Origin of the sequence: Variovorax paradoxus, from assembly GCF_022009635.1 — a bacterium.
Lineage (GTDB): Bacteria > Pseudomonadota > Gammaproteobacteria > Burkholderiales > Burkholderiaceae_C > Variovorax.
Genome location: NZ_CP091716.1, coordinates 7717250 through 7730771 on the forward strand (window position 1 = coordinate 7717250; position 13522 = coordinate 7730771).

At 63.9% G+C, this 13522-nt stretch carries 13 protein-coding genes; 5 read left to right on the forward strand and 8 right to left on the reverse strand.

The annotated features are described in order from the left end of the window. Positions 1–182: 182 nt before the first annotated feature. The 4 genes from L3V85_RS36010 (at position 183) to L3V85_RS37400 (ending at position 3313) form a co-directional block, all read left to right on the forward strand. On the forward strand, positions 183–1163 hold the full coding sequence (locus L3V85_RS36010) for a quinone oxidoreductase family protein (protein ID WP_237677314.1): 981 nt from the start codon (positions 183–185) through the stop codon (positions 1161–1163). 34 nt (positions 1164–1197) lie between these two features. Continuing rightward, positions 1198–1977, forward strand: coding sequence for a glutathione S-transferase family protein (locus tag L3V85_RS36015; protein WP_237677315.1), 780 nt, complete (start codon positions 1198–1200; stop codon positions 1975–1977). A gap of 104 nt (positions 1978–2081) precedes the next feature. Next, entirely contained in the window at positions 2082–2819 is a 738-nt protein-coding gene (locus tag L3V85_RS36020; protein ID WP_237677316.1) for a GntR family transcriptional regulator, read from the forward strand. A 365-nt stretch (positions 2820–3184) separates the two neighbouring features. Continuing rightward, the gene (locus L3V85_RS37400; protein WP_272934819.1) at positions 3185–3313 is read left to right on the forward strand and encodes a hypothetical protein; all 129 of its coding nucleotides are present in this window, start codon (positions 3185–3187) and stop codon (positions 3311–3313) included. Positions 3314–3693: 380 nt separating this feature from the next. Here L3V85_RS37400 and L3V85_RS36025 read toward each other — a convergent pair whose 3' ends face one another. From L3V85_RS36025 to L3V85_RS36035, 3 genes are read right to left on the reverse strand one after another with little or no spacing between them, the layout of a single operon-like run. After that, positions 3694–5148 carry an MFS transporter gene (locus tag L3V85_RS36025; protein ID WP_237677317.1) on the reverse strand — a complete coding sequence of 485 codons (1455 nt, stop codon included), beginning with the start codon at positions 5146–5148 and terminating at the stop codon, positions 3694–3696. Continuing rightward, positions 5141–6109: a tripartite tricarboxylate transporter substrate-binding protein gene (locus tag L3V85_RS36030; RefSeq protein WP_237677318.1), complete on the reverse strand. Its 969-nt coding sequence runs from the start codon at positions 6107–6109 to the stop codon at positions 5141–5143. Before L3V85_RS36030 ends, L3V85_RS36025 begins: the two co-directional genes overlap by 8 nt. 42 nt (positions 6110–6151) lie before the next feature. Continuing rightward, positions 6152–7546: an amidase gene (locus L3V85_RS36035; RefSeq protein ID WP_237677319.1), complete on the reverse strand. Its 1395-nt coding sequence runs from the start codon at positions 7544–7546 to the stop codon at positions 6152–6154. Here L3V85_RS36035 and L3V85_RS36040 point away from each other — a divergent pair. Then, positions 7460–8575, forward strand: coding sequence for a LysR family transcriptional regulator (locus L3V85_RS36040; protein WP_237677320.1), 1116 nt, complete (start codon positions 7460–7462; stop codon positions 8573–8575). The two genes, L3V85_RS36035 and L3V85_RS36040, sit on opposite strands and share 87 nt — an antisense overlap. Before the next feature lie 34 nt (positions 8576–8609). Here L3V85_RS36040 and L3V85_RS36045 read toward each other — a convergent pair whose 3' ends face one another. From L3V85_RS36045 to L3V85_RS36065, 5 genes are all read right to left on the reverse strand, one after another. After that, a complete protein-coding gene (locus L3V85_RS36045; protein ID WP_237677321.1) occupies positions 8610–9248 on the reverse strand; it encodes a GntR family transcriptional regulator in 639 nt (212 codons plus the stop codon). 89 nt (positions 9249–9337) lie between these two features. Next, on the reverse strand, positions 9338–10084 hold the full coding sequence (locus L3V85_RS36050) for a hypothetical protein (RefSeq protein WP_237677322.1): 747 nt from the start codon (positions 10082–10084) through the stop codon (positions 9338–9340). A 6-nt stretch (positions 10085–10090) separates the two neighbouring features. Then, the gene (locus L3V85_RS36055) at positions 10091–11059 is read right to left on the reverse strand and encodes a Bug family tripartite tricarboxylate transporter substrate binding protein (protein ID WP_237677323.1); all 969 of its coding nucleotides are present in this window, start codon (positions 11057–11059) and stop codon (positions 10091–10093) included. Between the two features lie 45 nt (positions 11060–11104). Next, the gene (mmsB, locus tag L3V85_RS36060) at positions 11105–11983 is read right to left on the reverse strand and encodes a 3-hydroxyisobutyrate dehydrogenase (RefSeq protein ID WP_272934569.1); all 879 of its coding nucleotides are present in this window, start codon (positions 11981–11983) and stop codon (positions 11105–11107) included. Between the two features lie 33 nt (positions 11984–12016). Then, positions 12017–13513, reverse strand: a complete 1497-nt coding sequence (locus L3V85_RS36065; RefSeq protein WP_237677325.1) for an aldehyde dehydrogenase family protein — start codon at positions 13511–13513, stop codon at positions 12017–12019. Positions 13514–13522: the final 9 nt, after the last annotated feature.

The window sequence follows — 13522 nt, forward strand, 5'->3', positions numbered from 1 at the left end:
CCGGGACTGGGCGAGAACGTTCTGCTTGGGTCGGTGCAAGTGTACGGAAGATACTTATAAAAATACATATAGGGTTTTTATGTATTTTTTTAAACAAATGAAAAGTACACATAGCCCTAAAATTAATTCGCTGCCTTCATGCGTCGGCGGCCTTATGCCCATCCAACCCTCACGTCCAACACATGCAAAGCACAGCGATCCACATCCACAGACATGGCGATCCCGACGTCCTCGAAGTCGTCGAGGTCGATGTTCCGTCGCCCTCTCCCGGTGAAGTGCAGATCCGGCAGACGGCGATCGGGCTCAACTTCGCGGACATCTACCAGCGCAAGGGAGCTCACGGCCCGCACGGCGGCGAGCCGTTTCCGATCACGCTGGGCTCGCAGGGCGCAGGTGTTGTCGAAGCGGTGGGCGGCGGTGTCGGCCACCTGCGCGTGGGCCAGCCGGTGGCCTACTTCCAACCCGGCGCCTACCAGGCAACTCGCAACGTGCATGCCTCGCGCGTGATCCCGTTGCCACAGGGTTTCTCGGAGGAGATCGCGGGAGCCAACATGCTGCGCGGACTCACGGCCGAATACCTGCTGCGCCGCCTGTATGTCGTGAAGCCCGGCGACACGGTGCTGGTGCACGCGGCAGCGGGCGGCATGGGCGTGATCCTGTCGCAATGGGCCCGCGCGCTCGGCGCCACTGTCATCGGTACGGTCGGCTCGGAAGCCAAGGCCGCGGTGGCAACCGCGCACGGCTGCCACCATGTCATCAACTACTGCTGCGAAGATTTCGCCGCCCGGGTGCTGGAACTGACGAACGGTGGCGGTGTGGCCGTCGTCTACGACGCCGTCGGCAAAGACGTCTTCGTGCCGTCGCTGAAATGCCTGAAGACGCTCGGCATCGCGATCAGCTACGGCACCGCGTCGGGCGATGTCGAAGGCTTCGACCTGCAACTGTTGCACGCCAAGTCACTGAGCGTGTGCAGGCCCACTCTGCGCAGCTTCATCTCGGAACCGGCGGACCTTCGTCGTTCGGCCATTGCGCTGTTCGAGGCCGTGCAGAAGGGCGACGTGGTCCTGGAGGCGAAGCACCGCTATGCACTGACCGATGTGCAACGCGCGCACCGGGATCTCGAAAGCCGGGCGACCAGCGGCGCGCCTGTTCTGATTCCCTGACCGATCTCACTCCCCCACTCCCTTCACCTACCCCATGAAACTCTTCCACGGTTGGCTTTCGAGCGCTTCGCGCCGTGTACGGCTTTGCTTCGCCGAAAAAGGATTGGCCTACGAGAGCATTCCCATCGACATGAGCAAGCAGGAACAGCACTCGCCGGAGTATCTGGCCCTGAATCCGAACGGCGTGGTGCCCGCGCTGCTGATCGCCCCGGGCAAGTCCCTCTACGAGAGCTCGACGATCTGCGAGTATCTCGACGAGGTGTACCCCGAGCCTGCGCTGCGCCCGGCGGACCCGTACGAGCGCGCCACGATGCGCAACTTCGTGCGCTGGACCGACGAGAAATCGCTGCCCAACCTGCTCATCCTGAACTGGAGCCTCGCCCTGCAACCGGGAGCCAGCCAATGGAGCGATGCGCAACTCAAGGAAAAGCTGGAGCGCATTCCCACCGCGGAACGCCGCGAGGCCTGGGTGCGGATTGCACGGCGTCCCTATACGGAGGAAGAGAAGGCCGCAGCCCTCGACAAGCTGCTGCGGATCGTCGACAAGATGGAAGCCATGCTGGCGGACTCGAAATGGCTGGTCGGCGCAGCGTATTCGCTCGCCGACATTGCAGCGGTTCCCTTCATCGCACGAATCGACGAGATCGCCCCACAAGCGCTGAGCCCCGACGCACATCCGCGCGTCCATGCCTGGTGGGCGGCCGTCCAACAGCGCCCCGCCTTTGTCGCGGCACGTTTCGACCGCTTCGATGATGCGATGAAGGCCCGGGAGACGGAATCCTCCATTGCCGCCGCACAAGGGACCTCCCGGTGACCTCGGTAATCGCCGCGGCGGTATGCGGATGGCGTCGCTCCGAATTCGGCGAACCTTCTTGCGTATTTGCGGCCGGCTAAGATATCGGCAGGAGTTTTCAACCCATGTCCCGTATCAACCTGAGCGACAAGATCCGCGAAGCCCTCGAAAGCGAAATCATCGCTGGCAAACTGGATGCCGGCTCGCGCATCGACGAGCAGGAACTGATGGACCGCTTCGAGGTGTCGCGCACCCCCGCGCGGGAGGCCATCCAGCAGCTGATATCGGCAGGCCTCGTGACCACCATGCCGCGACAGGGCGCAGTCGTTGCGACATTGTCGGTACCCGAGTACATCGCGATGCTCGAGATTCTCATGGAACTCGAAGGCTTGGCGGCGCGGCTGGCTGCGCGACGCATGCCTGCCCTGCAGCGGAGGCAACTGGAGCAGGCCAACGAAGCCTGCAAACAGGCCGCGGTCAAGGACGATGCGGAGGCCTACGGCGAAGCCAACCGCACATTCCACGAGATCATCTACGACGGCAGCCTGAACGAAGTGCTTGCGCGCCAGTTGCGATCGATGCGGCTACGGATGCGTCACCCGCAACGCGCGCTGTTCGACCGGCCCAACCGCATCCGCAACTCGCTCGCGGAGCATCAGACCATCATCAGTGCCATCCTGTCGGGCGATGAAGAAGCGGCGGACCGGGCCATGACCGCTCACATCTCGAGCGGCGGCAATGTGTATGCCGACGCCATCGCAAGCATGCCGCACGGCCGGCCTCCCCTGCCACCGCGTACGGAACCTGAAACCAAGGGGCCGGCGCGCAAGCCCGACAGGAAGCGCGCGACCGAAAAAGCCTAGCGACACGCACGCTCACTGTCACGGAATCCCCAGGCTCGCAGCCTCGGGCCGTGCGGACAACTCAGCTTCTATTGCCAATACTGGCGCCAAGGCCGTTCATGCGGACGAGCATGCTGGCCGCCATCGACTACCCCTCGTCGATCACGAATTCGGGCAAGTGGCTGTCCATTGGCAGGCTGCTGAAGTGCCAGCGGATTGAAGTTGCCGCTTGATGTTCATTAGTCCGATTTCGCGATCCGTCAACTTCGCAAGCGCTGCAAACCGTGTTGGCGCCGACCGAAAACTAAGCCAGTGGGTGTTGATTTCCATCCAGAAGTGACCCAGTGGGGGTGCGGACGAAAACTTGGACTACCAGGAGGTAGTTCATGTATTCCTACGAAGATCGGATTCGAGCCGTTGAGCTCTACATCAAGCTGGGCAAACGCGTCAGACCCACCATCCGCCAGCTCGGCCATGCTTGTCGCCTTTTTTGCGCTCGGCATCGCCTTGATTGATATAGGTAGGAAGCTGTCTTCAACCGCTGGGGTTCGGCAATGCTGCATGCAGACGGAACGCCCACGACGATATTCAAGCCCGGCAATGGCAAGACGCGTCGGTGCACCTTCAGACGAACAGCGGGGTTGGCACTTGCGCCAAGTCCAGCGTTTATTGTCAAAAACCTGCGCCTGTCTCGGGAATATGGTTCGACCTGCGCGTGTCTTGCGATTTAGGTCACAAATCGGGCTGACTATAAAGTGTTTACACCCGAGTCGATGTCAATCAAGGACTTAGGCGATATGAGGTGTCTCGTGTTTGTTGTCGCCGCAGGTTCAGCGCTTAGTACACCCCTCAAAGCCGCCCTCCCTGATCGGCCACCGTCTGAAAACCGGCTGCATCAAACAGGTTGCCCCGCCCAGGCCGTGCGGCAGTTCTTCGCAATCAGCGCCGCCCCCATAAGGCAAAGGCACGCGAGCATTGCGAAAGCAGCTCTTGCTCCCTCGGTGAATGCAGCGATATCGACAGCCGCGAGCGCTGAATTGCCGTTACCAAGAATCATGAGTTGCGAGCTGTAGGGCAATTGGGCCATCGCCACGCTCAACGTGAGCGCCGTCCCCATCATGATTCCGGTGTTCTGCAAGGTCGCGCGCACGCCGTTCGCAATACCTCTGCGCTGTGGCACCACGCTTTGAAGGATGGACGCGTTGTTCGGCGTCACAAAGCTACCGATGCCCAGGCCCAGCATCCACAGGCAGGCGGCCAATTGTCCGGTGCCGATGGCTGGCTGCAGCATGGCTGCCAACAGCGCCAACGCACCCGCGGCGATCAGCATGCCTGCCACGCAGAGGACTTCGGGCGTGAAGCGCCTCATGAGGCTGCCAGCCATCGGGGCTGCCATCAGCATCCCCAATGCGACCGGTGCAATGCGCGTGCCCGCCTCCGATGGCGCCAGGCCCGCGCACGCCTGGAGATACAGGGCCACGAGCAGCAAGGGTGCGGCCTGTGACATCGACAGAAGCAGGATACACGCGTAAGCCGTGCAACGCCCTGGATCCCTGAACAGTGCCGGGTCGACCAGAGGGCTCGCCGCGCGCTGCTGCACCCTAACGAAAACGACGATGGCGCAAACACCGGCAAGCATGAAGACCCAGACCGGCACGCTCGCCCAGCCGCGCGTTCCCACCATCGAGAGCGCATAGATCACGCTTCCAATTCCGGCGAGCGACATCAAGGCGCCGGCCAGGTCGAAACGCTCCGTGATGGCTGTCGCCGTGCTCTCCGGCAGGGTCTTCCACGACCAGGCCAGCACGCAAAGCCCGATAGGCACGTTCAGCATGAAGAGGACGCGCCAACCCCACCAAGAAACGACAAAGCCGCCGGCCAGCGGCCCCGCGACCTGCGCGAGGGCAGCCACCATGGCGAGCACCCCGAGCGCCAGCCCCACCTTCTTGCGGCCGAAGGCATCGCCCACCAGGGCGCTGGAATTGGCCATGACGCCAGCCGCGCCTACTGCTTGGCAGACGCGAAAGAACAGCATGGCGCCAAAGCTCGTCGCGGCCGCACAGCCCGCACAAGCGATCAGGAAGAGACCCAGCCCCGCGAGAAAGAGTCGCCGCCGCCCCCACAGATCGGCCAGCCTTCCGAAGCTGAGGATGCACACGGTGCTGACCAGCATGTAAGACAGCAGGATCCAACTCGCCTGCGATGGCGAAGCGTTCAGGCTACGCGCAACCAAAGGAAGCGCTACGTTGAGCGCACTGAGGTTCAGGAAACACAGGAACGCGCCCAGGCTTGCAACGACGAGCACGGTCCACGCGGCCCTCTCCTCGTCTTCCTTCACCACTTCATTCATCGCTCTTGAAGCCCGAGGCCTTGACGATGGGGCGCCAGTACTCGCGGTCTTCATTCATGATGCGCGTCACTTCGGCGCCGGGCAGCCCGGTTGCCTCCAGCCCCATGCGTTCGAGCTGGCCGCGCACCTGCGGGCTGCGCACTGCAGCCAGGAAGGCTGCCTGCAGCTTCGCGACAACATCCTTTGGCGTGCCCGCCGGCACGAAGGCGGCATAGGACGCGTTGGCGCGATCGAAGGCGTCGTAACCAGCTTCCTTGAAGGTCGGCACGTCGGGCAGCCAACTCAACCGTTTTGTGCCCGCGACGCCCAGGATGTGAAGCTTGCCCGAGCGGTGCAGCTCCAACTGGCTCGCCAGCGCGTCGGCACCCAGCGGCACGTGGTCGCCGATGATGTCCGTCGCCAGCGGCGCGCCGCCCCGGTAAGTAACGGCTGTGAGCGGCACACCAATGGCCTTCGACAGCTGCAGCACGCTGAAGTGCAAGCCGCCGCCGAGGTTGGTCATGCCCACGCTGCCCTGGGCGGGGTTCTTCTTGATCCACGCGACGTATTCGGAAATCGTCTTGTACGGCTGGTTCGCGCCGGTGGAGACCACGCTGGGCACATTGGCCAGATGCGCAACGGGAATGAAGTCTTTGTCCACGTCGTAGTTCAGCCGCGCATAGGTCATCGGAAACAGCACGAAGGGCGGCGTGCCACCAATGAGGATGGTGCGCCCGTCGGGCCGCGCGGTCTTCACGGCCTCAATGGAAATGCGCGTGGAGGCACCGGGACGGTTCTCCACCAGAACGGGTTCCTTGAGCGAGCCCCGCAGTTCCTCGGCGAGGGAGCGCGCCAGGTTGTCGAGCGCGCCGCCCGGCGGAAAACCGATGATGAGGCGAACGGGCGCGTTGTCGGCGTGCGCGGCGCCGCCGGCCAGGGCAATCGACGCGCCGAGCACGAGTGTCTTCAGGAACGAGGTCATGGTGGCTACCTGCTGGTTGAAAAATCGGAGAAGAAAGAGGCCTTAGAAGGCAACGACCGGCAGCGCGTTCGCCGGCCGGTGCGCAGCTTCGAACGAGGCGGCCGCCTGCAGCAATTGCCCGTCTTCGCGAAAGCGTCCGACCAACTGCATGCCGATCGGCAGCCCGTCGCGCCCCGCGCCGCAAGGCAAGCTGATGGCGGGGTGCCCGGTCAGGTTGAACGGCATGGTCCAGGGGAACCAGTTCGCGCGCACCTCGGCGTATTCCTTGCCGTCGATCTCGATGCTGCCGAACAGGTCCTGGTCGATGGGCAGCGCCGTGCGCGAAAGCGTGGGCGTGAAGATAAAGTCATGCGCCTCCAGCCGCGCCTGAATGCCGCGAAACAATGCTGTCCGCGCGAACATGGCCTGCTGGAACGCGATGCCATCCACATGCTCGGCCAGCGCCAGTTGCTTCAGCAGCGACGGGCTCATCTGGTCGCCGTGTGCCGCCGCCATGGGAGCGAAGCGGCCGCGCCAGCTGGTGTGGTTGATCACGCGCCACACCGGCTCCACGTCGAAGCCGTCGCCGGACATCGGCTGCAACTCGGCCCCCATCGACGCCAAAGTTGCCAGGGCAGCCTCGAAGGCGGATGCAACATCCGCGGCAATCGGTCGCCCCGCCGGCGCAGCGCAGAAAAGAATGCGTTTGCCGCGAAGATCGCCGCCGGCTTGCAGTTCGTCGAAGTAGCGCCGCGCCGGAACACCCAGCGACCACGGGTCCGACCCGTGCGCGCCCGTCATGGCCTGCAGCATCAGTGCCGTGTCGGCCACATTGCGTGTGGTGGGCGTCACGTAGGTGTAGTTGCCGAACGCGTCCTGCACCTGGCTGTGCGGCACCACGCCCAGGCTCTGCTTCAGGCCGACCACGCCATTGCACGCTGCGGGAATGCGCGTCGAGCCACCACCGTCGGTGGCGATGGCCAGCGGCGCGATGCCGGCCGCCATCGACGCCGCCGCACCGCCGCTGGAGCCGCCGCTCGTGCGCGACGCATTCCACGCGTTGCGGGTGCTTCCGAACAGCGGTGCATCGGTCAGGCACTTGGCGCCGAATTCGGACGAGGTGGTCTTGCCGATGAGGATGGCGCCGGCTTCGCGCATTCGCGCCACGGCCACTGCGTCTTGCGTGGGCACATGGTCGCGGTGCAGCAAAGAGCCGTAGGTGGTGCGTACGTTCGCCGTGTCGACGATGTCCTTCACCGTAAATGGAAGACCATGCAGCTGGCCCAAATCCTCGCCGCGCATGAGCGCCTGCTCGGCTTCCCTGGCCTGCTGCAACGCCTGCTCATGGCATAACGTGATGAAGCAGTTCAGGTGCGGCTGCAGGGCATCGGCGCGGCGCAGCACCTCTTCGACAATCTCCACCGGCGAGATCTCGCGCTGCGCGACCAGTCTGCGCATGGTTATTGCGGGCATCTCGCAGATCTCGGACTTTGGAAGAAGGACGGGAAAGTTTTTCATGTGCAAATGATTGATGCGCCGCAACAAGGCGTCCAATACTGTTTTCTTGAAAAGGCATATGCCCAGCGTATGGCTACACCGGACCTTCGAACCCTTCGCTATTTCGTGGCCGTCGCCGAGGAGCGCAGCGTCGGCAGGGCTGCCCGCCGGCTCAACATGGCGCAGCCGCCGCTCTCGGTGCACATCAAGAACCTGGAGGCGGCCGTGGGCACGCCCCTGTTTCGCAGGGCGGCGCACGGCATGGAGATCACCGATGCGGGCAATGCACTGTTCCGGCGCGCGAAAGAGGCACTTCTGCTGGCCAACGAGGGCTTCGACGCCGCGCGCGCCATCGGATCGGGCAACCGGGGCCGGCTCACCATCGGCACGATGGTCGTGCTGTCTTATCTCGTGTTGCCGAGGCTCGAGAACGAGCTGCGGCGCAGGCTGCCGGAGGTGGAGATCCAGTATGTGGAGCTGAATGCCGTCAACAATGTCTCGGCCCTCACCGACTCGGACGTGTCAGTGGCGATCTGCATTCCGCCCATTGCGCAGGCGGGCATTGCGACGCAGCGCATCGGCAGCCAGCCGCTGATGCTTGCGGTGCGCGTCGACTCTCCGCTGGCGCGGCTGACCAGCGTTCCGCTGGCGCGCCTCTCGGGCCTGGCGCTCATCGGACTGCCGGTTCCCGAGGGCGATGTCGACAAATCGGTCGTTGCGTCGCTGCTGCGGCGGCACGATGTCAGCATGCCGATTGCCCAGCGGGTCGAGACGATGGTCTCGGCACTGGCGCTGGTTCTGGCAGGCAAGGGCGTCGCGATCCTGCCTGCCTGCGCTCAGATCGGCCGCCCCCCTGGCGTGGTGTTCAGGCCCTTGCGAAACGTCGACGCCGCAATGGAGATTGCGGCCTGCTGGCGCAACGATTGGGAAAGTCCGTTGATCGCCCCGTTCCTGGCTTGTGCGCGCACAGCCCTGCAAGAGCCGACGTAGATCGGCAAAGTCCGCTCGGTGACTTGGAAACGCCTCAGAAGATTGCGAATGAAAAAGACCGCTCGACGTCAGCTCGAATGTGCTGAATTCTCTCCCTGTTAAGCCGCTCGGCGGCATCCGGGTCTCGGGCCTCGATTGCCTTCATGAGCTTCTTGTGCTCAACGATCGCAGCCGCCATGCGCCCCGGTATCGAGGCAGTGCGGTTGCCCATGAGCCGGAGCCGGTTCTCGATCGCCATCACGTACTGGATAAGCGTCTCGCTGCGAGAGCACTCGGCCAGCGTCCTGCGGAATTCGAGCGCGGCATCCAGGTACTTCGACACATCGTGAGTCTCTTCGGCCTTGGCCATGCGCTCCAGGATTTTCCGCAGGCGGGCTCGCTCCTCGGGCTTGATTTCTTTCGCCGCGCGCCGCGCCACGAGTCCTTCCAGCACCTCCCGGATGTCGAGCAGCTCGATGATCTCCGACGGCTTGAGCTGGGCCACCGTCACGCCGACAAAGGGCGTGCGCGAGACCAGCCGCTCCACTTCGAGCTGGCGAATGGCTTCCCTCACGGGCGTGCGGCTCACGAGGTATTCCGCCGCCAGATCCTGCTCGGTCAGCTTTTCGCCCGGCTTGAGCTCACCAGCCAGAATGGAGCTTCGGATCCGATCGCAGACTTGTTCTGCCGACAAGGTCGGCGTTTCTCGTTTGGCACGAGGTAAGGGCCTTGGCTCGTTCATGCCCGAGGTTATACCGCACGGTTCTGTGCTCGACCTCAGCATCAAACCGTGCGTAGCGCCAGATATTCCGGCGCCTTGGCGGGCATCTGAAGCAGCAGCACTTGCAGGCCTTGCGGCCCCGCTTCGAGCACGCTCGCAGGCTCGTCGACCGACACGTAGCGATTCTCCCAACGAGTGCACCATGTGCCTTCATGGCGCAGGCTGCCGGACATCACGAACTGGAACTGGCCGGAAGGCGCGGGCACCGGTGCCTCGACATGAGAGCCCGGAGGTACGTACCAGACGCAAGCCTCCAGCCGGTCGGCCTGCGGCTCGATCAGGTGGGTCATGCAAGGCTCTGTCAACCGCGCGAGATCGTCGACAGGCAACGCATCGAGCGGAGGCCCCTGCACATGGCGTTTGGGACCACGAACCATCTTGTCGCGCGCGCTGTCGATGAAGTTCGCGCCGGTCTCGTACACCGCGCGGATCGTGAAGTAGCTCAGGCCTTCCGGCCCCGCCACGACAGGGCCATAGCCCGTGTATGGGCCGGCGTAGTGGACCGAGCCATGCCGCACCTCATGCGCCCCAAGCTTGCCCGAGCCCGCCATCACCACCTGGAACTGATTCTGCGTGTGGAAATGCGAGGCCAACACCGAACCTGGTGGTTGTTCCACAAGAAAGACGGTGGGCGAAAAAAGCGGGTCTTTGCCGCTGTCCATCCACTCGCTGCGATGGAACGAAAACCCATCGGGCAGCGAACGGGCATGCCGCGAAGTTCTCGCCCGATCCAAGGTACCGATCAACATCGCGCCCTACTCCAACTTGGCGCCGGAGCGCTTGATCACGCCTGACCAGCGCTCCACTTCGCTGCGAAGAAAGCTCTTGAACTCGCTCGCCGAAGAGGGGCGCGGGCGACCGCCGAGCATCACGATCTGCCTGGAGAAATCGTCCGAGCGAATGATCTTCGCGAGGTCCGTGCTGAGCTTTTCGACTTCTTCCTTGGGCGTGCCCGCGGGTGCGAGCAAGCCGACCCAGGGCACGAGGTCGAAGCCGTCGATGCCGCCCTCGGAGACCGTGGGAACGTCCGGCATCAGCGTGGAACGCTCCTTCGAACTGATCGCGATGGCACGGATCTTCCCGGCCTGGATCAGCGGCAGCGCAGGCGCGATGGCGTCGAACGACACCTGCACCTGCCCACCGGCCAGATCCGACAGCGACTTCGATGCGCCCTGATAGGGAATGTGCTCCATCCTCGTATCGCTGCGCCGCAGCAGTTCCGCCATTGCCAGATGTGAGACCGACCCATTGCCCGGCGACGAGAAGCTGAGCTTTCCGGGGTTGGCCCGCAGGTACGCCAGCAACTCGGGCAGCGACTTCACCGGCAACGCAGTGTTGACCAGCAAGAGCAGCGGCGCGTCGTAGATCAGGCCGATGGGTTCGAAGTCCTTGATCGGGTCATAGCGCACGTTGGCAAAGAGAAACGGATTGCCCGCCAACGCAGCCGATGCCGACAGCGTGAGCACGCTGCCGTCGGCCGGCAGCTTGGTCACCGCCGCCAGCGCAATGCTGCCCGATTGGCCCGGCATGTTTTCGACGATCCACGTGCGGGCGGTCATCTTGCCGAGCCGCTCGGCGAGCAGTCTGCCGACGCTGTCGACCGATTGGCCCGGCGGGTAACCCACAATGATCTTGCCGACCGTCGGTCCCGCGAATGCGGCCGAGCCATGCAACGCTCCGAGGAGCACCAGAAACCTGAACATCGCAGTCAATACGCTCTTCATTTTTTGTCTCCATCATTTTTGAATGTCTCGAAGCAGAAAAGTTGGCTAGCGTTTCCTCATCATCTGGATGACGGAAGAGAAGTCGAGCCGCCCTTGGCCGCCGTGGCAATGGATCGCATAGAGCGAGGCCGCAGCAGCACCGAGCAGCGCCGGCGAGTTGGAGGCCAGGGCGGCCTGCTCGGCCAGCCGCAGGTCTTTGAGCATCAGCTCGGACGCGAAACCGCCTTCGTATTCGCGGTTGGACGGCGATGCGGGCACCAGGCCGGGTTCGGGCGAATAGCTCGTCAGCGCCCAGCACTGGCCCGAGGATGTCGATGCGATATCGAAGAACTTCTGCATGTCCAGACCGAGGTTTCGCGCGAGGTTCAGCGCCTCCGACACGGCGACCATCGAGATACCCGTGATCATGTTGTTGCAGATCTTCGCGGCCTGACCAGCCCCTTCACTGCCTGCATGAATGATGTTTTTGCCCATCGCGCGCAGCACGGGCAGCCCCCTGGCGAAGGCGTCGTCAGAGCCGCCGACCATGAAGGTCAGCGTGCCGGCGGCCGCGCCGCCTACGCCGCCCGACACGGGTGCGTCGAGCGAGAGTACGCCGCGTTCGGACAGCGCTTTGTGAAACCCGGAACACGACACGATGTCGATGGTCGAGCAGTCGATCGCCACGCAGTCGCGCGGATAGGCGACGCCGTCGTTCGCCATCACCTCAAGCACGTGCTTGCCGCTCGGCAGCATCGACACGACGAAGTCCGCACCTTCGACGGTCGCGGCCACGCTCTGCTGTGGCTTCATGCCGTGCTGCGCCGCCTGGCGCAGCACGGCCTGGCTCATGTCGAAGCATTTGACCTCGTGGCCCGCTTCGTGCAGATTGACGGCCATGGGCATGCCCATGTTGCCCAGTCCGATGAATCCGATCACTGACATGGTGTGTCTCCTTTCAGTTCGTGAGGTGGCGCTTCATGCAAGGCTGAAGATCACGGTCTTCTTGTGCGTGAAGTGGTCCAGCATGGCTTCGAGCGATGCTTCGCGCCCCAGGCCCGACTGCTTCACGCCGCCATAGGACAAGCCCGGCTGCACGACGATGTTCTGGTTGATCTGCACGAATCCCGACTCCAGCCTGCGGCTGGCGTCCAGCGCGGTCTTGAGGTCGCGGGTCCAGATCGTTGCAGCGAGGCCGTAGTCGCTGTCGTTGGCCTGCGCCAACGCGTCCTCGTAGTTCGCGAACTTGATGACGCATGTGACGGGCCCGAAGATCTCTTCGCGCGCCAGGCGGCTGTCGTTGTCCAGCCCGGTGAAGATCACGGGCCGCACGAAGAGGCCGTTCTCCAGCGCGGCACCGGAGGGCAATGCCGAGCACTCGTGGCATGTCGCGCCTGCCGTGCTGCGGCCGACCTCGATGTACGACTTGACCTTGTCGTGCTGGTCCCTGGAGATGATGGTGCCGATGTCCGTTGCTTCGTCCAGTGGGTCACCCATCTTCATCGCGTCGACCTTGGCCTTGACCTTTTCGACGAAGGTGTCGTGCACGCTTTCGTGCACGAAGATGCGGCTGGCGGCCGTGCAGCTTTGGCCCTGTCGCGTGAAACGCATGCCGGCCACAGCACCCGCAACCGCCTTGTCGATGTCGGCGTCACCCATGACGATCATCGGGCTCTTGCCACCGAGCTCCAGCGTCACGGGAATGAGTTTTTCGCCCGCGGCCCTGGCAACGATCTTTCCGGTTTCGACGGAGCCCGTGAAAGTGATCTTGCGCACCTTGGGGTGCACGACGAGCGGCGCACCGCAATCGGGCCCGAAGCCCGAGACGATGTTGAGCACGCCTGGCGGCAACAACTGGTTGAGGATCTGGCACACGCGCAGCACGCCCAGCGGGGCTTCCTCGGCAGACTTCACGACGACGCTGTTGCCTGCAACCAGCGCTGGCGCGATCTTCAGCGCCATCAGCATCATGGGCGCGTTCCACGGAATGATCACACCGACGACGCCGACGGGCTCGCGCGTCGTCACCGTGAGCATGTCGGGACTGAAAGGCACGGACTCGCCCTTCAGTTCCGAGCCGAGCCCGCCGTAGAACTGCAGCGAGTCGGCCACGACGGATGCTTCCACCCGACTCTCCGTCCTGAGCGCCTTGCCGGTCTCCAGCGCGACGAGACGACCGAGTTCCTCGACGTGCGTACTTAGCAGGCGTGCGCACTCCGCAACGAGCGTGCCGCGTTTGCGCGCGGCCATCGCGGCCCAGGCCGGCTGTGCGGCGTGAGCGGCCTCGACTGCGCTGGCGACATCGCTCGCATCGCTGGCCGGCGCCGATCCGATCGTGTGGCCGGTGGCCGGGTTGACCACGGGAAGTGTCTTTCCGGAGTGCGCCGGCACGAGCTTGCCGTTGATGAGATTGAAGCCGCTGAGTGCGCGCGCGAGCCGCACGGGATCGACTTCGCGCTCGATGGTGTGTTCCATGATGTATGT

What these genes read in the sequence shown, in the direction of transcription:
- L3V85_RS36030 (WP_237677318.1), bottom strand. Translation starts at nt 6,109, where the DNA reads ATGACCTCGTTCCTGAAGACACTCGTGCTCGGCGCGTCGATTGCCCTG.
- L3V85_RS36015 (WP_237677315.1), top strand. Translation starts at nt 1,198, where the DNA reads ATGAAACTCTTCCACGGTTGGCTTTCGAGCGCTTCGCGCCGTGTACGG.
- mmsB (WP_272934569.1), bottom strand. Translation starts at nt 11,983, where the DNA reads ATGTCAGTGATCGGATTCATCGGACTGGGCAACATGGGCATGCCCATG.
- L3V85_RS36020 (WP_237677316.1), top strand. Translation starts at nt 2,082, where the DNA reads ATGTCCCGTATCAACCTGAGCGACAAGATCCGCGAAGCCCTCGAAAGC.
- L3V85_RS36065 (WP_237677325.1), bottom strand. Translation starts at nt 13,513, where the DNA reads ATGGAACACACCATCGAGCGCGAAGTCGATCCCGTGCGGCTCGCGCGC.
- L3V85_RS36035 (WP_237677319.1), bottom strand. Translation starts at nt 7,546, where the DNA reads ATGCGCAGACTGGTCGCGCAGCGCGAGATCTCGCCGGTGGAGATTGTC.
- L3V85_RS36010 (WP_237677314.1), top strand. Translation starts at nt 183, where the DNA reads ATGCAAAGCACAGCGATCCACATCCACAGACATGGCGATCCCGACGTC.
- L3V85_RS37400 (WP_272934819.1), top strand. Translation starts at nt 3,185, where the DNA reads ATGTATTCCTACGAAGATCGGATTCGAGCCGTTGAGCTCTACATCAAG.
- L3V85_RS36025 (WP_237677317.1), bottom strand. Translation starts at nt 5,148, where the DNA reads ATGAATGAAGTGGTGAAGGAAGACGAGGAGAGGGCCGCGTGGACCGTG.
- L3V85_RS36050 (WP_237677322.1), bottom strand. Translation starts at nt 10,084, where the DNA reads ATGTTGATCGGTACCTTGGATCGGGCGAGAACTTCGCGGCATGCCCGT.
- L3V85_RS36055 (WP_237677323.1), bottom strand. Translation starts at nt 11,059, where the DNA reads ATGAAGAGCGTATTGACTGCGATGTTCAGGTTTCTGGTGCTCCTCGGA.